Source organism: Bacteroides sp. B1-V-101 (genome assembly GCF_023656585.1).
GTDB lineage: Bacteria > Bacteroidota > Bacteroidia > Bacteroidales > Bacteroidaceae > Bacteroides > Bacteroides thetaiotaomicron.
The window spans coordinates 210596-232009 of sequence record NZ_JAMOKH010000005.1 but is presented as its reverse complement, the minus strand read 5'-3'; the positions used below and the strand labels follow the sequence as shown (position 1 = coordinate 232009).

The 21414-nt window shown below is 41.8% G+C and carries 14 protein-coding genes and 2 pseudogenes; 10 read left to right on the top strand and 6 right to left on the bottom strand.

The features are described 5' to 3' along the window. Positions 1–120: 120 nt before the first annotated feature. Both NBH01_RS06580 and NBH01_RS06575 read left to right on the top strand, forming a co-directional pair. Positions 121–921 (top strand): annotated as a pseudogene (locus tag NBH01_RS06580) (DUF6597 domain-containing transcriptional factor); the annotation flags it as partial. A gap of 81 nt (positions 922–1002) precedes the next feature. Next, on the top strand, positions 1003–1371 hold the full coding sequence (locus NBH01_RS06575; RefSeq protein ID WP_008764046.1) for a DUF6463 family protein: 369 nt from the start codon (positions 1003–1005) through the stop codon (positions 1369–1371). Between the two features lie 230 nt (positions 1372–1601). On the opposite strand, the gene NBH01_RS06570 is transcribed toward NBH01_RS06575, so the two are convergent. The 3 genes from NBH01_RS06570 to NBH01_RS06560 all read right to left on the bottom strand — a co-directional run bounded on the left by NBH01_RS06570 (position 1602) and on the right by NBH01_RS06560 (position 4947). Beyond that, a complete protein-coding gene (locus NBH01_RS06570) occupies positions 1602–2999 on the bottom strand; it encodes a bacteriophage abortive infection AbiH family protein (protein ID WP_032840461.1) in 1398 nt (465 codons plus the stop codon). A gap of 1092 nt (positions 3000–4091) precedes the next feature. Beyond that, positions 4092–4502 carry a helix-turn-helix domain-containing protein gene (locus tag NBH01_RS06565; protein ID WP_008764048.1) on the bottom strand — a complete coding sequence of 137 codons (411 nt, stop codon included), beginning with the start codon at positions 4500–4502 and terminating at the stop codon, positions 4092–4094. A gap of 37 nt (positions 4503–4539) precedes the next feature. Then, a complete protein-coding gene (locus tag NBH01_RS06560; protein ID WP_008764049.1) occupies positions 4540–4947 on the bottom strand; it encodes a helix-turn-helix domain-containing protein in 408 nt (135 codons plus the stop codon). Positions 4948–5277: 330 nt separating this feature from the next. Here NBH01_RS06560 and NBH01_RS06555 point away from each other — a divergent pair, with 330 nt between their 5' ends. The 6 genes and pseudogenes from NBH01_RS06555 to NBH01_RS06530 all read left to right on the top strand — a co-directional run bounded on the left by NBH01_RS06555 (position 5278) and on the right by NBH01_RS06530 (position 17136). After that, complete coding sequence (locus NBH01_RS06555) at positions 5278–8364, top strand: SusC/RagA family TonB-linked outer membrane protein (protein ID WP_250700044.1); 3087 nt, start codon at positions 5278–5280, stop codon at positions 8362–8364. 18 nt (positions 8365–8382) lie between these two features. Further along, complete coding sequence (locus NBH01_RS06550) at positions 8383–10215, top strand: RagB/SusD family nutrient uptake outer membrane protein (RefSeq protein ID WP_250700043.1); 1833 nt, start codon at positions 8383–8385, stop codon at positions 10213–10215. Between the two features lie 242 nt (positions 10216–10457). Then, a complete protein-coding gene (locus tag NBH01_RS06545; protein ID WP_215709822.1) occupies positions 10458–13535 on the top strand; it encodes a SusC/RagA family TonB-linked outer membrane protein in 3078 nt (1025 codons plus the stop codon). A 33-nt stretch (positions 13536–13568) separates the two neighbouring features. Continuing rightward, positions 13569–15062 carry a RagB/SusD family nutrient uptake outer membrane protein gene (locus tag NBH01_RS06540; protein ID WP_250700042.1) on the top strand — a complete coding sequence of 498 codons (1494 nt, stop codon included), beginning with the start codon at positions 13569–13571 and terminating at the stop codon, positions 15060–15062. A 262-nt stretch (positions 15063–15324) separates the two neighbouring features. After that, positions 15325–15878, top strand: a pseudogene (locus NBH01_RS06535) (Crp/Fnr family transcriptional regulator). A gap of 109 nt (positions 15879–15987) precedes the next feature. After that, positions 15988–17136: an acyltransferase family protein gene (locus NBH01_RS06530; RefSeq protein WP_061473696.1), complete on the top strand. Its 1149-nt coding sequence runs from the start codon at positions 15988–15990 to the stop codon at positions 17134–17136. Between the two features lie 168 nt (positions 17137–17304). On the opposite strand, the gene NBH01_RS06525 is transcribed toward NBH01_RS06530, so the two are convergent. Both NBH01_RS06525 and NBH01_RS06520 read right to left on the bottom strand, forming a co-directional pair. Then, positions 17305–17529, bottom strand: a complete 225-nt coding sequence (locus tag NBH01_RS06525) for a winged helix-turn-helix domain-containing protein (RefSeq protein WP_008763800.1) — start codon at positions 17527–17529, stop codon at positions 17305–17307. Positions 17530–18061: 532 nt separating this feature from the next. Then, positions 18062–18691: a hypothetical protein gene (locus NBH01_RS06520; protein ID WP_225679676.1), complete on the bottom strand. Its 630-nt coding sequence runs from the start codon at positions 18689–18691 to the stop codon at positions 18062–18064. Positions 18692–18888: 197 nt separating this feature from the next. Between NBH01_RS06520 and NBH01_RS06515 the strand changes: the two genes are divergently transcribed. After that, the gene (locus NBH01_RS06515) at positions 18889–19359 is read left to right on the top strand and encodes a DinB family protein (protein ID WP_008764056.1); all 471 of its coding nucleotides are present in this window, start codon (positions 18889–18891) and stop codon (positions 19357–19359) included. A gap of 144 nt (positions 19360–19503) precedes the next feature. Here the strand turns inward: NBH01_RS06515 and NBH01_RS06510 are convergent, their stop codons facing one another. After that, complete coding sequence (locus NBH01_RS06510; protein WP_008764057.1) at positions 19504–20082, bottom strand: DJ-1/PfpI family protein; 579 nt, start codon at positions 20080–20082, stop codon at positions 19504–19506. Positions 20083–20308: 226 nt separating this feature from the next. On the opposite strand from NBH01_RS06510, the gene NBH01_RS06505 reads away from it, so the two are divergent. Continuing rightward, a complete protein-coding gene (locus NBH01_RS06505; RefSeq protein ID WP_008764058.1) occupies positions 20309–21256 on the top strand; it encodes an AraC family transcriptional regulator in 948 nt (315 codons plus the stop codon). Positions 21257–21414: the final 158 nt, after the last annotated feature.

Below are 21414 nucleotides of genomic sequence, written 5' to 3'. Positions count from 1 at the left end.
TACGCTGTTGACGAGACAGGATTTCAATGAATTCTTCTTTACTCATTTTTTGCATAGTCTTTTTTCTGGCAAAGATCGAGACTTAAAGATACAAAGACAACGGGTACTTTATCGGGGGCTTACAAAGAATACTTACCATGCCATATACTTGCTCCTTACGTTGATAGATATTGGGAGTTCAAAGGCCAAACAGAACAAGGTATGCAAATAAAACTATCTACAGATGGATGTACGGACTTTATGTTTATATTAGAAAACACTGTTAATCATGGTATTATAATGCAGCCTTATCATTCTTATTTTATTGGTCCCATGAACGTCTGTTCGGCATTAATAACATCATCAGGTACTATCAATACATTTGGAGTTCGCTTTCGTCCATGCGGACTATCCCGTTTTATGAAAATTTCTCTAAGCGAATTGACAAATATAAGGTTAAGTGTAAATGACTTAAACACTATTTTTAGCGATTCTTTTGCTGAAAGGTTATTCGAAGAACAGGGTATTCAGTGCAAGATTAATTTAATAGAACGCTATCTGAAAGAGCACCTATATAAAAGCAGCCATACAATGGATGCACAAATCGCATATGCTGTGAATCAAATAAATGCGCATGAAGGCAAGATATCCATAAGCCATTTAATGGACGAAGTTAATCTGTGCCAACGACACTTTGAACGAAAATTCAAGTTACATACAGGTTTCACTCCTCAAAAATATAATAGTATAGTAAGATTCAAAAATGCGATTAAAATATTGAAAAACGAATCATTCGACAATCTTTTATCAGTAGCAGTAAAAGCCGGATATTATGATGCCTCTCATTTATCAAGAGAAGTGAAAAAGCTATCCGGTAGTACTCCAAATTTCTTTTTATCATTGCCACCCGATAATGAGACTACTATCATTTATACAAAATAAAAAAAGTCGAATTCATCCAATACCCATATCTTACTATCCTTTATATTTGCAACATTAACTAAGTATATAAACAGTAAGAACATGAAACTTTGGAAATATAGTGGGACATTTTTAACAGCGACAGGAATCATTCATACGATTTATGCACTATTTATCGGAAAAGATGCTTTTTCGGAAATGCTCAGAAATGGATTGGTAAATTCTATTGGAGAGAATTATAGTCAAGGTTTCGCCTTTTGGTTCTTGATCTGTGGAGTAATACTTATCCTTTTGGGGCAAACGCTTCAATATTATATCAGAAAAGAACAAAAACCGGCACCCGTATTTTTAGGTTACTCTATTTTACTGCTTACCATAATCGGTTGTATTATTGAACCTACCTCCGGTTTCTGGCTCTTTTTGCCGCAAGCAATTATTATTATTTATTCAAATAAAAAAAGAGGATTGTGATATCCTTCAATTTTGAAAAGAGGGCAGGCTTGTGCCTGCCCTCATAACCATTAAACAAATCACATTCGAATCTTAAAGACCTACTAGCGATTCTGGTTTTAGAAACTCTGCTCAAGGCAGAAAGCGTACACACCTATACAATAGAACACTGCATAATAGCAGCATTAACTAGTCACATACCGCCAAACAGATCGTTTAGAATTAAAGATATGCGAATGGTGTGAGTCCGGCTACCGCTTTATATCAGACATCTTGAAATGCCGGACATTTTTTCCTTGGGGAATATTCAGATGTCTGCAAAATCTTCTGATATTTATAATATCATTATCACTATAATAACTAAAATCCCAAATCAGATCATTCACATTTCTTACATTTTCAACAATTGCCTTAAAATATGGAAAGTCTACATCACCCAGCGAATGACCAAGCAATGTAATCTCTTTCAAATCATTCAGTGACTCAAAAAAGCCCAAGTTATGATCTATTATGTCATTAGAATGTTTTATGTTCTTCGCATAATAATTTTCCAAACGCTCCTCAATATGATCTACAGCATAATACCTTATTGGATTTTTCCAATTCCCTTTTTTCATATCCTTTAAAAAGAAAGCGAGATAGACCAACTTATCATTGGCAAAATATTTACCCTTCTTATCCTTCAGATTCGGGCGATATCTCCGACGATTTTTATGTTTATGAACCCACTCATCAAAAGCGACTTCATTATCCTCTACATTATGCCCTAAAACCAAAGAGCCAAATTTCTGCCTTCTATCGCCGTGAATATAAAGAATATGTTCCCGGGAAATATTATATTCTGTTTCAAGAAACAATGTATAATTAAAATTCAGGTAAACAGCGTTCGGATCAAGATACAGCATATTTTTCCTAAACCCTTTCTTGTAATGTATTGTATTAATCCACCGGTGAAACTGATATTGCATTTCGAAGGTACAAGAAGAAACAACATCAGCAACAATATCTATAGGACCTAAATATTCAGCATAACTAAAATTCTCGTCATCTTCGTATAATCGCGGCAAATTCTCATCAACAAAATCAAAAATACGTTCCCTGTTCAGTTCACTAAGATATTTCTCAAAATCCTTCCATAAATAGTCTTTAGCCCAAGTGTTCTTTGGAGCTGGCAATTTGCGTCCGTATTGAAGGCACAAAAGAAAATCATTATAATCATCAAAATTATTCATCATAGATCGGGGACCGAAGAAGAGTTCGAACATCTTCACGACAAAATCATTGTGCTTTAATAGATAGCTGCGAAAATCCATATATGTAGAATCAGCACCATGATATCTGTCAAATCCATTACCTATAATATAAAGATGATGTATGGGATCACCATGAATTGAATATCTTTTTTTTCGATAAGGTTCGAGCATTTCGGCTCTACGCTGCAGGCAATAATCTTTCATCCCACTGACCAATTCTTTCGTTGAAAGGTCAAGCGGACATTGCATCAAATAATCACGAGCACTATATTTGTCCATATAATCTCTAGCTCGTTTAAAGGTAAGCCCGTCTATTCTCATGAATCCATTGCGAGCTCTGTCAATTAGACGGGCTCTATCAAAAGAATATAGAATATCACTATCGCCAATATTCATAATTATCAAATTTTCAGTCACAGATTACAGCATCTATTGTTCTAGACCAAACTGTATCATTACATAAGACAACAAAGATAATAATTTTCAAAGTTCGCTAGTCTCATTGCCCAAAGATAACTAACCAATTTCATACCGTTTGACCTATTGTTATGCAGTTATGAATAAAATAAAACCTCGTCAGCAAATCATATTTTCATCTATCATTCAATTGTTCAGCCTGTTACAATGCATCTTCTTATTCTTTTAATGCAAACAGACACATAGTCTGCTGATTTGAAATTGTCATTCTATAAAATAATTTATGCCTTTAAGCTAACTCACATAATGTGCGATAGCTAATCCATATTATGTGCGGTAGCTATTGCACATTATGTGAGTTAGTTGTCGCACTATATGCGCCAATCAATATCATAGATAGAAAAGCATGATTGCGACATTCAAATATACAGAGAGAGAACATAATACCCAAAAAAGAAGGTGCATTGTATTCATTTGTATAATAGAGTATTATAGAAAAAAGTGACTATGAATTACTTACTCTATTGATGTTTCTTGAATCTACTTTCGAGTTACTGCAATCATTGCAGACGAACACAATAAACATTTTCTCTATAAAAAATAATATCCGCGGGTGCATAAATTAATTCGTCCGCCTATAGGCAACTTTGCGTCCGACTATAGGCAAACGTAACGTCGGCTATAGGCAAACTTGCGTCCGGCTATAGTCGGACGAATTAATTTATGTACTGAAAGAGATTATTTATTGCACAAGCCGGAGCTAAATTTAGCATAGGAATTCTTTATCCAATAAACGACTTTTAGATTTATATGATTTGAATTCATATTTGGACGATTTAGTTCTTTTGCGTATCGGTTAGCCCATTATTGAATCATTCAATCCATTTTAAATGATAGGCAAGAAGCAATAATTCAATTGCTGACTTCTATCAATTATTTGATTAGAACACATTTATAGGATATCTATCAATTTAAAGCTCCATTTAGTTATTCTTCAATGTCCGAACAACTAAATGGAGCTTTATCATATATTTCTAAGAATCCTAAATAAGGAAAAGGATAAACCTATTATTATTTAGCGCTTTCCTCTTTTCCTCCACTATATTTTTCTCTTTCAATTTTCAACAATTCCTCAAACAACTTCACAGCTTGATCCATTGAAAAGTGATTTATATTCTCAAGATTTGAGATTGTACCAATATTAGTAGCGGTCGCATTGGAATTCTCATAAAAGTTATTTGTATAGTACAAGACAGTTTCTTCGGTGAACTTTTTTAATCCTTCTTCAGTAACACCCAATGCTTCTGCTACTTGCTTCACTCTTTCATCGTCAAGCTTCTCTGTCTGCTCCATCTTGGAGACAGCTTGCTTGGTAATACCCAGTAAGTCTCCCAAATCAGTTTGAGTCATTCCACGAAGGCGACGCACTCTTTCTATTTTCCGCCCTATGTGTAAGGCATTGGTATAAGTCTCAGGTTTCATAATAATGGTTCTTGCTTAGAATTTATTTGTTCTGTGATTATTTGTTTGCGTTTTTCAACAACTCAATCTTTTCCCTTTCGCTCTGCAACAAACGTTCATACAACTCCACGATTTTATCAAGAGGATTAATTTGTTGTGTATGAGCATAAACAGTTGCTGTTGCTCCTGGAGAAATCGTTGCATCTTTATAACTATTAATATTATAAATCGCTCTTTCGACGTCAAAGTCTCTTATTACTTCAGCAGATACCCCCAAGGCAGTAGCTATCTGCGTTAAAAGCTTATCTTCTATTTCATCTTGCTTTTCTATTTTTGAAATCTCCTGTTGACTAATACCAAGATCAGCCGCCAAAGCTTCCTGCTTCATGCCTAAATACACACGAATCCTCTGTAAATTGCGACCGACATGCCTTTGGCTAGCCTTATCTTTTATTTCAACATCCATATCATTGTTATTTAAGTGAATACGTTTAGGCAAAGATAGTAAGAATCAACTTAATTCAAATAAAAGTCAACTTTATTTTTTTCAATCCACAACGCTCTATGCCTACTTTTGTCCAATCAGTCTAAATAAACTGATATTGATAGTGGCGCCACATCAAATACATACACTCAAAGATTGACCGTCAATTCACGGTACAATCGCAGTTTTAACCAATAAAATCTAATAGCCTATGAGGTAAATCAAATCGGTATAATCGGAACATAGATTTAAATCATTCAGAGATTTAACTATTCAAAAACCAATTAGTGAACATACAATTAAACAAAAAACATGAAATCATTTTCTGATAAAACAAACATAGGGACAGACGTTACCCTAAAGACAGTTTATATAATAAGATTCTACCTGCTATTCCTTTTAACAGGAATAATATCGGTAGTCGGAGCCACACAAGTCTACGGCCAGCAGAGCAGAAGCATCTCCGGCGTAGTGAAAAACTCTCAGGGAGAGACGATAATCGGAGCTAATATTGTAGAAAAAGACACAAACAACGGGACTATTACGAATGTAGACGGACTCTTCACACTGCGTGTGTCGCCCAACGCAATACTCAAAGTATCTTATATGGGATACATAGAACAGGAAGTCAGCACACGTAATAAAAGCAAACTGGAAATCATAATGGTGGAAGATGCCCGACTGATTGACGAAGTGGTAGTAGTAGGATACGGCTCCGTCAAAAAGCGGGATCTGACAGGAGCGGTAACCTCTGTCAAAAGTGCCGAGGTACTGGCTGCTCCTACCAGTAATGTGATGGAGGCTCTTCAAGGAAAGATACCCGGCATGGACATCACCAAAACATCGGGACAGGTAGGCGGTGAAGTCAGCATCCTGCTGCGTGGTTCGCGTTCCATATATGGCAATAACGAGCCACTGTTTATTATCGACGGAATCCCCGGAAGCTATAGTCAGGTCACCCCTTCCGATATTGAAAGTGTCGATGTTCTGAAGGATGCTTCATCCACCGCCATTTACGGTTCGGCAGGAGCAAACGGTGTTGTGATTATCACCACCAAAAGAGGAAAAGAAGGCAAAGCCACAATCAACTTTGACGCGTATTACGGCTTCAGCGGATCGCCCAACTACAAACACGGAATGACTCAGGATGAATGGGTGACTTACCAAAAAGAGGCATACCGATATAAGAACGGTGATTTCCCTTCCGATATGTCTGCCCTACTGGGCAAGCAGGCTTTTACAGATGCGTATAATGCCGGAAAATGGATTGACTGGGTAGACGAGGTTTCCGGCAATACAGCTACCACACAAAAGTACAGCCTTTCGGTAAGCAGCGGAACGGAAAAGACAAGGATATTCGCTTCGACCTCCTACAACCGGGAAGAAGGCCTGCTCAGCAATGAAAATCTGAACCGGTACTCTTTGCGGCTCAACATCGACCAGCAACTCTTTTCGTGGGCGAAAGTCGGTTTCAGCTCCAATCTGGTGTACCGTGATTTGAATTCCGGCGTGAAAAACACGTTTACCCGCTCCCTCTCTGCTTTCCCGTTGGGGGATGCCTACGATGAGGAAGGCAAGATCAATCACGAATATATCACAGGGCAGTATTCGCCGATGGGAGATTTCATAGAGAATCAATATGCGAACAACACCCGTTCCACTTACCTGAATATGAGCGGGTATGTCGAGCTGACTCCTCTCAAAGATTTCACATTCACCAGCCGGATCAACGGGACATTGAACCATTCCCGACGAGGACAATACTGGGGAAACCAATGCAACGCCAACCGTCCGAGTTATGCGGGTTCGCCTCACGCCTCCATCACCAATGACAACGCATGGAATTACACGTGGGAAAACATTCTGGCATACAGCACTACCCTTGCCAAAGCGCACACCGTAGGAGGTTCTTTAATCACTTCGTGGAACAAGAACCAGTCGGAAAGCAACATGGCTGCCGCAAGCGGACAGATGGTAGACCAATGGTCGTTCTGGCGGTTGACTTCGGGTTCCTCCCCACATGTGGAATCGGACTTCGCACAGACACAGAAAATGTCTTTTGCTTTCCGCCTCAACTATTCATACAAGAGCAAGTATTTATTCAACTTCTCCACCCGTTGGGACGGTGTCTCACAATTCTCCGCCGGACACAAATGGGATGCTTTCCCGGCAGGCGCCATAGCCTGGAGAATTTCCGACGAGGCTTTTATGGAAAAGACACGAAGCTGGCTGGACAACCTGAAACTGAGAGTCAGCTACGGCATCACGGGCAATTCCGGCGGAACGGACGCCTACAGCACCACTACACAAGCCTACGTATATTCTGCCAGCGGAGTCTCCGTCAGCGGAAAAATCGTTCCTTTCACACAATACTCGGAGACTTACGGCAGCGCCGACCTCGGTTGGGAAAAATCGTACAACTGGAACATCGGTCTGGACTTCGGCATACTGAACAGCCGCATCGACGGTTCCATTGAATGGTTCAGAACAACCACCAAAGGATTATTATTCAAGCGTATATTACCCATCACCAGCGGACTGACCGGATGGGGGTCTCCTCTCTCTATCTGGCAGAATATCGCCCAAACGAGCAATCAGGGCGTGGAAGTGATATTGAACTCCCACAATATACAGCACAAGGACTTTACATGGAACACGACCCTGTCCGCCACTTGGAGCAAAGAGAAGATAGACAAGCTGCCCGACGGTGACCTGATCTCCGAGAACCTGTTTACCGGCGAACCGATTCACGCCATTTACGGCTATAAATATGCAGGTATCTGGGGAAGTGACACTCCGAAGGAGACGCTGGATGCATATGGCGTAAATCCGGGATTTATCAAGATAGAGACTGTGGATAAAAACGGAGACGGCGGAGTGCATAAATACAGCACCGATGACAGACAAATTCTGGGACACACGAATCCGGACTGGATCATCGGACTGAACAACTCCTTCACCTACAAGAACTTCGATTTATCCGTCTTTGCAATGGCACGCTACGGGCAGACGATCAACAGTGACCTGCTCGGCTACTATACCGCAGAGCAAAGTGTGACCAAGAATCAGCTGGCAGGCGTGGATTACTGGACAGAGGACAATCAGGGCGCATACTTCCCGCGTCCCGGAACGGGAGACGAACAAAAAACGGTATATCCTTCGCTGGGAGTACACGACGGCTCCTTCATCAAGATCAAGAATATCACTCTGGGATATACCCTCCCCGCCAACATTTCCCGCAAGGTATTGATGGAGAAATGCCGTATCTACGCTACGGCCTACAATCCGTTCATCTTTGTGAAAGACAAGCAACTGAAGGACACAGACCCCGAAACGAACGGTTCGGACGCGTTTCCCACCTATCGGCAATTTGTATTTGGAGTTAATCTCACATTCTAATTAAAGAAGAAAATGACAATGAAAAGTATACATTTAAAAACAGTTTTTTGCTCTGTCCTGCTGTCCGCACTATTCCTGCATTCCTGCTCGCTGGAAGAGTACAATCCGGGCGCATTTACCAATGAAACATTGGCTACCTCGACCGAGGGATACGAAACACTGATCAACCAGTGCTACTTCGCAATGGAAAGGTTTTACTACGGTGCCGCAGACTGGATGTCGCTGACCGAAGGGGATACGGACCTCTGGACGTACAAGGCTAACCAATCGACAAGCTACACCGAATGGTTCTGGTTTTTCGCCGGCACATCGCCCAACACGACCTACACCAATAACTGGTGGAACGGGACATACGACGGAATAGGTTCCTGCAACGAAGCCATCGCCTTAGGCGACAAGCCTCCCTATGCCACAGAAGAGGAACGGAATGCAAAAGTTGCCGAAGCCCGCTTCATGAGAGCTGTCTATTACTTCAATGCAGTGGAACAATTCGGAGGGGTAACCATGCTTACGGAACCGGAAACCAGCCTTAACTACTCTCCTGTCCGCACCGACCCGATGACTATCTACAAAGAAGTCATCCTGCCCGACCTGAGATTCGCATCCGAATGGCTGTCAATCGGGAATCATGCCACGACTACCACTCCGACCAAGAAGGCCGCTCTCGGCTTTCTGGCAAAAGCCTGTCTGCAGACCTACGAGTATGGAAGCACGGAATACCTGCAGGAAGCTCTCGACGCAGCCTTGCAGCTGATCTCCGACTGCGAATCGGGTGGCGGGAAATACAACACTTATATGTATCCTACGTACAGTGAAGTATTCGAAGAAAGCAATAACTGGGAAAACAAGGAAGCGCTCTGGAAACATCGCTGGTATGCAGGCACGGACGGACACGGTTCGAGCAACGGTAACTACAAGTTAAACCGCAATGACGAGTATTTCCTGTGTGACATCAATAAGTTCGGTGCCCGTGAAGACAATCAGGAGACACGACTGACATGGGAAGGCTCCATCAGCGGCATCTTCATGCCCACGCAACACTTACTGAATCTGTATGTACAGAATGACGGCACGTTAGACCCCAGATTCCACCAGTCATTCACTACCCAATGGAAGGCCAATAAAAGTTATACTTGGGACGAAAGTGCCGTACACATGTACGATAAAGACGAAACAGTCATCGGCAAAGCTCTGAAGAAAGGTGATCCGGCCATTAAATTTATCATGCCGCAGGATGCGGATTATTCTACGGAAAAACAGAATGAGCACAAGACCGACTATTTGTTGATTGATTACAATCATGTCTACAGTGATGAAAACAACAATGTGAACATGAACTACTCGTATACAAATGTAACAGGGAATTACAAGAACGACGGTACCAGCGAGAATCTGTTCCGTTACTATTATCCGTCACTAAACAAGCACAACAGCAGTAACTATTACGTTGCAAACGCCTCCAAACAAAGAAACGGAAACTTAAACGCTACGTTTATCATGCGTATGGCGGAAGTCTATCTGATTGCCGCAGAGGCTGACATTTATCTGAACGGAGGAGCGAATGCCGCCAAATACCTGAATAAGGTTCGCGAACGCGCCGGAGCAAACCCGTTAACGGGCAGCATGACGGTTCGTGACGTATTAGACGAAAGAGGACGCGAACTATGCGGTGAATATTGCCGTTTCTACGATTTGAAACGGACAGGGATGTTCAAGAGTTCCGATTATCTGAAAGATACTCACCCGGATCTCGCACGGTTCTTTGATCCGAATTATGCTTTACGTCCCATTTCTACGACCTTTACCGCTACCATTATCAACGGCAGCGAGTATCAGAATCCGGGATATTAAATTGTAAGACCTATATACCCAATCATTATCGGTACGATAATCCATATAGCCACGCTATTTATCGTACCAATGATTGGGGATATTTTCCACACCTTTCCACATTTTTTTCCACACCGCCCCAATAATATCGTTTTTTCAACTCCGCTGTTAATCTGTATCTTATCTTTTCAGCATTTCTTTATATCCTATTGGTATATCCTTTGTATCGACTTTATAGCAAATGTATTTTTAAATATAAAAGTATGAAGATTAATCAAAGGTTAACATTATGTTTTAGCTTACTGTTTTGTTTGTTGAGTATTTCGTATGCATCCGCTCAGCAACTGAACATATCCGGTGTTGTTATATCATCAGAGGATAATGAACCACTTATCGGTGCCACCGTCAGTGTAAAGGGGAATCCCACCAAAGGAGTGATTACCGATATCAACGGTCAGTTTCAATTGTCCGTGGAAACCGGAACCAAGATGCTGGTCGTATCTTATGTGGGAATGAAGACACAGGAAATACGCGTCCCCCGCAAAGAGAAAGAACTCAAAATAGTACTGATTCCCGAAACGATGGATATTGACGAGGTAGTAGTAACAGGGTATGGTAATTTCTCCAAATCCTCGTTCACAGGATCGGCCAATACGCTGCGTACAGATATGCTGAAAGAAGTACCCGTGATGAGCGTTGAGCAAAAGTTGCAAGGTATGACTACCGGTGTACAAATAACCAGCAGTTCCGGTCAACCGGGTGCCAACCAAAGTATTCGCATCAGAGGAATGGGATCGTTCAACGCTTCACAGGAACCTTTGTTTGTCATAGATGGAGTACCGGTTACTTCCGGGAGTATGAGTTCCGGTGGTCCTGATGCAGCATATATGAACAACTCCAAGACCAATATAATGAGTACACTGAATCCGTCGGATATTGAAAACGTGACTGTAATCAAAGATGCGGCAGCGGCTTCCCTGTATGGTTCCCGCGCCGCCAATGGCGTCATATTGATTACAACTAAAAAAGGAAATACCGGAAAGGTACGTGTGGACTTGAACGTGTCAGGCGGCTTCTCTCATGCGGCTGTCGACTTCCGCCCTACCCTCAACGGTGACCAACGGGAAGAACTGCTCTATGAAGGATTGCTGAATTACGCAATAGACAACGGTATGGAGTCTCCGAGTGAATATGCCAATTCCAATATCGGCACATATGCATATAAGCCGTCCATGGGATATACGGACTGGCGAAAAGAGCTGCTCCGCACCGCTATGCATCAGAGTTATGAAGCTTCCGTCTCCGGCGGTAACGACCGTTCTACATTCTATGCCTCGCTCGGCTACAACAATCAGGAAGGATTGGCCAAAAACTCCAGTCTGGACCGTTACTCAGCACGCTTGAACGTTACGCAGAAAGTCGGCAAATACGGGGAAGTAGGAGCAAATATGATGTTCTCGCAAATGAACCAGGAAATGAATGAGGAACGCGGATCATCTATCAACCCTTTTCTGTGCGTGGCCATGACCATGACACCTTCCATGGTGGTGCGTGATGAAGAAGGAAACTATGTAGGAGCTTATGACGGCACCAGCCTGAATCCGTTGCGCGACATACTCACCGATTACAACCGCGTGCGTATGACACGTATGTTTTCAACCGGTTACGCAGCGATAGAGCCGATCAAAGGTCTCAAACTGAAAGAGACATTAAGCTATGATTATACTATCCAGAAGGATTCACGCTACTATAACCCTCTGAGCTCGGCAGGCCCTAAAAGCGGAAGCGACGCCCAGACAGCCAAAGGCTTCATTGAATACGGCAAACTGATCTCATCGACCTCACTGAACTATGTGCGTACTTTCGCCCGCAAACATCATCTCGATGTATTGGCGGCTTATGAAATAGAAAGCTACCAGACAGACCACGCTTCGGGTGAAAAGTCCAAACTGCCCAGTGATAAACTGACAGAACCGGATAATGCCGCCGTATTGAACAGTTTCAAGTCTGCCACCCAAGCCTATCGGATGATTTCTTATCTATCACGACTGAATTATGACTATGACGACCGTTACTACATCGCCGGAAGTTACCGTCGCGACGGAAGTTCACGCCTTTCACCCAACAACCGCTGGGGAAATTTCTGGTCTGTGTCGGGTATGTGGCATTTGGGCAACGAGAATTTCATGAAAGCCGTAAAGCCGGTTTTGAGTGATATCAAGATACGTGCCTCGTATGGTGTAAACGGAAATCAGCCCGGTTCATACTACGGCTACAAAGGACTGTACAGTTATGGAGAAAACTACATGGAGGCAGCCGGATCGTATGAATCGGCACAACCCAATGATCTGTTGACATGGGAAAAGAATTACAGCCTGAATCTGGGCATCGACCTTTCATTTATCAATCGTATTTTTGCGAGTCTGGAATATTACAACCGGGATACCAAGGACTTGCTTTACAGTCTCCCCATCAGCGCCACTACCGGATTTACCAGTTATTTAAGCAACATCGGACGCCTGAACAACAAGGGAGTAGAGTTTGAATTGCGTACGCTGAATGTTGTTTCCAACGACTTTAACTGGACCAGTGTTTTCAACCTGAGCCATAACCGGAATAAGATCGTTTCACTCAACGGACTATTAGACCAGACGATTGAGGGAACATGGTTCATCCATAAAGTGGGACTCCCCTATCATACATTTTATGTAAAAGAGTTTGCCGGAGTAGACCCGCTGACCGGTTCTGCCCAATATTATCTGAATACAAAAAATGAAGACGGAAGCTACAATCGGGAACTCACCACCGACGCTGCCAAAGCAGAATCTATTCCGTACAAGACCGCTACTCCCAAAGTATCAGGAGGATTCACCAATATCCTGAATTACAAATGGATAGACCTGACCTTTACACTAACTTATTCACTGGGCGGTTACTCATTCGACAAACTGGGAACTTATATTGAAAACGGCAGCAGTTCCATCTACAGTTCACGATACAACTTGCCCGCATATATGATGAACCGTTGGCAAAAGCCCGGAGATCAGACGGATACCCCACGTTTCGTATATGGTGAACCGGCTACTTCCACCAACTCGTCCCGCTATATCCACAGCACCGATCATTTACGCCTGAAAAACTTTACCCTCGGCTTCACACTGCCCAACCAGTGGACTCAAAAGCTGATGATTGACAAAGTACGGGTATATTTCTCGGGAAATAATCTGCTGACCTGGGCCAAATGGAAACAGTATGACCCCGAAACACCCGTTAACGGTGAAGTCTTTTGTGAGGCTCCCGCCATGCGTACTTTCAGTTTCGGAGCTCAATTATCATTCTAACATCCCTATCATTCTAACTAAATAAACAACATAATGAAACGAATTCATATATACATACTTACAGCAATGGCTCTACTGAACAGCTCCTGCTCGGCAGACTGGCTAGACCTTAACACCACCAGCTCGGTAGAAACCGGACAGGCCATCGTAACACTGGACGATGCCCAGATCGCTCTGAACGGAATTTATCGTCTGGCATCCGGCCATAGCTACTACGGAGACAACTATTGGTATTACGGCGATTGCCGTGCCGCCGATGTACAGGCACGTATCACCAAAGGAGACGGAAAACGTGTATCTCCCTATTACGAATACAATGTGCTCGCTTCCGATAATCTGAATATTGTACTGCCATGGAATACTGTTTATAAAGTAATACGACAGACAAATAATCTGATACAGAAAATAGAGTCGGGCAGTATTCAAAGCAGTGATACTAAAGAATTGAACCGCATCAAGTCCGAAGCGCTGGTAATGCGGGGGCTTTCACTCTTCAACCTGACCCGGTTGTTCGGAATGCCTTATACGAATGACAAGGGGGCTTCATTGGGAGTACCCATCGAGACCTCCCCTTCCGATCCCACCCATAAACCGTCACGCAGCACTGTAGCGCAATGCTACGAACAGATAGTCAGCGACATGAGCAATGCACTGTCCGGGTTGAGACAAGAGACATCCAATGGCTATATAAACTACTGCGCAGCTCAGGCATTACTGTCAAGAGTCTATCTGAATATGGGTGAATATCAGAAGGCTTATGATGCCGCTACGGATGTCATCAAAAACAACGGCGGACGTTATCAGCTTTACAGCTATGAGGAATATCCCAATGTATGGGGGCAGGATTTCCAGTCCGAATCATTATTCGAACTTTACATCACTTTATCCGAACCTTCAGGAGGTACGGGCGGTGAGGGTGCTCCGATGGTTTATGCCAACGAAGCAACGGTCGACTGGAATAATCTGATCTTGTCGGAAGATTTCCTGAACCTGCTGAATGAAGACCCCAAGGATGTACGCCACTGCCTGACAAAGGAATCTGTCATCGAAAACAACACCGGACTTCCGGCTGCCGCCATGCACGAGAAAGTCTATCTTGCCAAGTTCCCCGGCAAGACCGGAGATGATCCCAAAACTAATAACATTTGCATCATCCGCCTTTCCGAAGTCTATCTGAACGCGGCTGAAGCAGGACTGAAAAAAGGAACGGATCTTGAAGAAGCACAAGGTTATCTGAATGACATCATCAGCCGCCGTACCACGGATACCAGTCAGCAAGTATCAACGGAGACTTTTACTCTGGACAGGATTCTTAAAGAGCGCCGCAAGGAACTGGTTGGCGAAGGGGAAGTCTTCTATGACTACTTGCGCAATGGTCTGGCTATTGAACGCAAGGGCAGCTGGCATCTTGAGACTTTGAAAGCGTCTAACGCACAAAAGATAGAAGCTACCGACCTGAGAATAGCTCTGCCTATTCCACAAAGCGAGATAGATGCCAATCCGAATATACAGCAGAATCCAAGGTAAGCAACATCAATTGATGTATACCGTTTCCGGAATAAGCTGGCTATACTCATGTGTTTAGCCTCTTCCCGATATCAAAGAAGGTACATTTCACCAAAGAATGAAATGTACCTTCTTTGTCTTTCAGCAGCAGTTCCCACTCTCCGGTTTCTCTCCTCCTTAGTGAACGAATCGATAAAACACCCCCCTTTTTCACCGGCATCTATTGTAGGCAGAATTGTTTTTCCTATTTTTGCACTTGACAGAAAATTATTAAGGCTACTTTATGAGAAACATTATAGATAAGATGAACTCTTTGTATCCCATTTCGGATGAAACGATACAAATACTAAAAGAAAATACAGTATTATGTCATTTTCCAAAGAGACATCAACTGATAGAGGCTGACAAATTTTGCAAATCGGCTTATTTTATTGAAGAAGGAATGACCCGCTCTTTCTGGCTGGTAAACGGAGAGGAAATAACGACTTCCTTTGCGTGCGAAGGAGCGATTGTCTTCAGCATGGATGAATTGTATTATAATAAGATGAGTGAAGAATTTGTGGAAACGCTTGAGGACGTCGTCGCATACAGAATATCACTAACCGATCTGCTCCGGCTGTTTCAGACCAATATCGAACTGGCAAACTGGGGAAGAGTGATTCATACAGACGCCTGCACCGTTCGCACAAAGACCGCCTCACCCTGTCTGCAAAAGAAAGATATGAAGCATTCAAACTTCAGTTTCCTCAAATGTGCCAGCGGATACAATTGGGATATATCGCCTCTTATCTGGGCATCACACTATCAACACTCAGCCGCCTCAGAGCATACAAATAATTCCCATACACGGCAAGATTTTGATGCAGGACAAATTTTTAAACTTATAAATTCCGTATTTTTGCGGCTTCTTCAATGACTAATACTAATTTGAACAATAACTTAAAACATGCAAAAAATCTCTTCCTCTGCATTTGCAGACTCTAAACCTCATTACGTACTCCTTGACGGACTGCGAGGGGTTGCGGCTCTTTTGGTGATATGGTATCATGTATTCGAAGGTTTTGCTACAAGTCCCATAGACCAAAAATTCAATCATGGGTATCTGGCTGTCGATTTCTTCTTTATTCTCTCGGGCTTCGTTATTGGCTATGCTTATGATGACCGCTGGAAAACAACGATGACCCCAAAAGAGTTTTTCAAACGCAGGTTAATCCGTCTGCATCCGATGGTTGTTATGGGAGCCGTTTTGGGTGCTATCACATTTTGCATACAAGGCTGCGAGCAGTGGGACGGTACCCGTGTTTACATATCAATGGTAATGGTGGCTATGCTTCTCAATCTTTTCCTGATTCCGGCTGTTCCGGGCACGGGTCCCGAGGTCCGTGGAAATGGTGAGATGTATCCTTTGAATGGTCCCAGCTGGTCTTTGTTCTTCGAGTATATCGGTAATATTTTGTATGCCCTATTTATTCGCCGGATGTCTACCAAGGCACTTACGATACTTGTTGTGATAGCAGGAATCGGATTGGCTTCTTTCTCGATATGCAATCTCTCCGGTAGTCATCATTTAGGAGTAGGCTGGTCGATGATCGACTATAACCTGATCGGAGGTTTTCTACGTATGTTGTTCGCATTCTCTATCGGATTATTGATGTCGCGCATATTTAAACCGGTCCATATCAAAGGGGCTTTCTGGATATGCAGTCTGTCGATTCTCATTTTACTTACCATGCCGTATGTAGGCGGTGAGACATCTCCGTGGATGAATGGTATTTATGATGCTGTATGCACCATTCTTATTTTCCCACTACTTGTCTATCTGGGTGCTTCGGGAAAAACGACAGATAAAGGTACAGCCAAAATCTGTAAATTCCTGGGAGATATATCTTATCCGGTATATATCATACATTATCCTTTCATGTATCTGTTCTATGCCTGGTTATGGAGCAAAGAGCCACATATCACTTTCTCCCAGTCATGGCCGGTAGCCTTATGTGTCTTCTTCGGAAGCATTGTGTTGGCTTACCTTTGCCTGAAACTGTATGACGAGCCTGTAAGAAAGTGGTTGAGCAAGAAGTTTCTGACAAAGAAATAAGGTAATTATCATAACAGAGAAGGGTGAACACTCCATTATAGTTACTCTTCAATAAGGCATTTTGACACAAGGTATATAATAAAAAGAAGCTTTCAATATCACTGAATTCAGTTTTTTATCGAGAGCTTCTTTCATTATATAACCTAACCAGCATTATATTCATTAAACTTATCCGAAAGAAAAGTCAAAATGACCTTCATTATAAATTTCAATTAATCCATTCTTGCGTTCAATCACTACCTTGTTTTCACGAGCCAGCCAACCGACTGCCAGAGCTGTGCTTTCCACACTCAGATTTACTTTCCGGGCAAGTTCGGGAATCGAAATTCCATCAGCTTCATTAAGGGCGTGCCATACTTTGCCTGCGTTGGCACCTACGATTTTCTTATCCATAGTAGTCTTTTTTTAAATTAATAAAAAGGAAAACTAACTCGTTAAAAAAGCAACGCACTTTTACGATAAAACCCAAAATGAAGATCTTTTCATATGTTTTGAATGTTATGTCAAGAATAGATATAAAAAACGTGAGCCTTTTCTTCCCAAATGTAGCAACAGGAACTACCAATCCCTACAACACAAATGAGAAGAACGCCCACGCAAAGTATATGTATAACAAGCGTAGGCGTTCAGTCATTTTTACGTGTTGTAATATTTACCCTGAGGGTAAAAGAAATTGGTAGTTTCGTTACTACGTAAAAAAGCTGAACGCTTTTCGATATTTAGTCTCAATGAACGCACCTTTCAACGGCTATACAAATATAATAAAAATCAGAATTAAAAGTTACAGTATCCCTCCTTTTTTATTCCATTACTATTAGATTATCACATTTTTTAGCACTACAGTCGTAAAAAGACATTGTTGAGCACGATTCGGCTATACTTTTATCTGATAAAAGTAATAAATAAACAGCTATAAAAGCCGGAATTATTCTCCGGCTTTCGTCTTTTTCTCACGATAAATAACCTTATCTCTCTGACTGATTGTCCACAATCCGTCTATAAACCGTACATTTTTCGTATCATCATCCTCCACGTTCCATGCATAACCTCCCGAAGGTAAGCCACGTCTTTCCAAAATCTCATTCGGTTGTTCATCAGAGAAGAAAAGTTCCAAACGTGTGGAATCGGGACTGAACACAATAAAAGCAGAAGCAGTGCTTCCATCAACAGCCTCCGTCCGGATACCTTTTTCAAACAACCGGATGCAGTCTTGCTGCACTTCACACCATACATATCCGGCAGAGCCGATACAACCGTGTTCATCCCGATCGCCTCCAAGTTTGAGAGATTGCGGATACTGGACTAATTTTGAGGCCTGCATCCCCGGTGTATATTTACCGGTATAGAATACTTCCAGAGTATCATTCAGAAGCAAGCCATCGACTTCTTCTTTATTCGCGTTCATCGTACTGAATGAAAGAGTATCATTCTTGTCTGTAACAATCGCCACTGTATTCATGGTCGCATCACAAACAATGCCTTTTGAACTTGTCATACCTGACGAACAACTTCTCATGAAACACAAAATTCCTAATGCTGCCAATACTGTTCTCATATCTTTTTTATATAATTGTTGGTTCTAATATCATGCAAATATAAAGGATATATGGAAAAGATGTTATCCTAACAAGCAGAATAACAAACAAGTTTGCTTTTATAGAATGCAATTCCGCATATATTTCATTCATTTGTCTATATTTGCATTATTGCGCAGTTGCGCAAAAGAAACTTTAAAACAGAAAGAGAGGAATTATGCCAGAGTTTGATTTTTCCCCAATAACAGAAGGGATTTATAATGTTATAGAGACAGAAGAAAAAGTATTAATCAGCCTGCCGGAAGAGACAATCACACAAAAACGTAACAGGCAGAATCGTACTATCAAACAAATTCTCGGACATTTGATTGATTCCGCCTCAAACAATCATCAACGGATGATCAGGTTACAATACAGTAAGGACCTGCTTTTCTTTCCTGATTATCGGCAGGATAATGATCTGTGGATAGCCTTGCAGGATTATCAGCATACGGACTGGAATAATCTGATTCAGTTATGGAAATTCTTTAATCTGCATATCATTCAGGTAATAAAGTCGGCAGATCAAACGAAACTAGATAGTTACTGGTGTGACTTCGAAGGGACAAAAGTCACTTTAAAAGAAATGATAGAAGGATATTTAGATCATCTGAATCTCCATATTCAGGAAATTCACGAACTGATTTAGCAGCCTGTTTGCTATATGATATAGTAGAGGACAGAGATAAGAAGATTAATATTTTCTTATCTCTGTTATTGCAGCAGATTGAGTCATTGTATCATAAGTCAATAATCCTTCCGTACTAATTTTGATGCTTCTCCGGTTTTATTTTTAGAATCCCATAGCCTCTTTTACCAAAGACATTTCACGATGGGAAGTCAGTTTCTCCAATAAAAGAAGGGCTACTCCCGAAGCGGTTTGAGGACCATAAGAAGTGATTATATTGTCGTCCACCACTATCGGTTCATTGACGATTATTGCTCCGAAACTTTGAAGAACCTTTTGCTTGACTGCCCCTCCGAGATGATAAGTAGTCGCCTTTCTATCTTTCAGCACACCACTTTTACCGACAGGCAAAGCACCTACACAAACTGTTGCAATCCATTTCTTCCGGGCATCAAACTGACGAATCAGATTTAAAAGCTTCTCTTCATAAGCTTCTTCATAAAAGCCGAAAACCTCAAAACCTCCGGGGATGGCAAGAGCATCATATTCATCAACGGATATCTCATCAATCGTCTTATCCACCAAAACGGGAATATTAAAAGAACTGATGACTTTCTCGTTAAAACCACCTGTTACCACCTCAACATCACAGCCAAAATCAGTTTTCGCCCATCCCATCACATCAATAAAACCACTAAATTCAATCGTCTCAAAGCCTTTAGCAAGAAAAACCAGTAACTTCATAATCGTCAGTGTTATAAATTAAACAAACCGTTTATACTGCAAAGATAGGCAGATACCTCATGAAACAAGAATAATCCGCTAAAAACTGCTATATTTACTTCATCTTTCACACATAAAAAGACTTCTGCAAATACAGTGTAAGGATAAAATTCACAAGATAGTTAGCAAGAATAGACAAACAGATCTGACAGACGGCAGCTATCTTTGCGATTAAAAACCGTCTGACATGAACATACAAGAAAAAAGTAAAATAGAATATCGTTCCAGGATCAATCGGGTGATGGACTACATTGACATACATCTCGACCAGCCTCTGGAACTGAAAAGTATAGCAGAAATAGCTAACTTTTCGCCTTTTCATTTCCACAGGATATTCACGTTCCTGATAGGTGAAACACCGATTGATTACATCCAACGCCTCCGAATTGAGAAAGCAGCCTGCCGGTTACGGGAAAATATGGATATTTCTATCAGTGAGATTGCCGATAGTTGCGGCTTTTGCACAGTATCCCTTTTTAGCCGTGTATTCAAAAAGTTTTTTGGTTTGACGCCAAGCCAGTTCCGTAAAATGGAGAAACCCGTTTATGCCCAGGACGGAATCTTATTTAGCAAGAACGGACAAATGGTTAGCAAAAATTTGACACCCAAGCATGTATTATCTCCCCAACTTTGCAGCGTCAAATTTAAAATATCATATTTTATGGAAACAAAAATCGAAGTAAAAGAGATGCCGGACATGAAAGCTGTTTATTGCCGGCATATGGGAGCATTCAAAGAGATTGTAAAAGCGTATGAGAAACTTATCAAATGGGCAGAACCTCGTGGCCTGTATATTCCGAATGTTACGAAATCGGCAACCGTCACACATGATGATCCTTCGGTAACGGAATTGAGTAAAGTGCGCCAGAGTGCCTGTATCATCGTGGAAGGAGACGTAAAAGGAGAAGGTGAAATCGGTAATCTCGTCATTCCCGGTGGGAAATATGCTGTGGGACATTTTGAATTGGGTACTGAAGATTTCGAGAAGGCATGGAACACAATGTGCAAGTGGTTTACGGAAAGTGGGTATCAGCAAGGAGATGGATGTACTTATGAGTTATACCATAACAGTCACCGGACACATCCGGAGAATAAACACATTGTGGATATTTGTATTCCGATAAAACCTCTTTAGAGGATCATCTGTCTTACCAGATAAAAAACGAAGAGGATGTGTCAAGACTCCCCTTTTAACGAAATCATCTTCGCCACAGATAGTTGTAGCGAAGATGATTCTTAATTTATGAAGGTTTCGACACATCCTCTTTGATTTGTTCAGAATGGCAGCCCCAT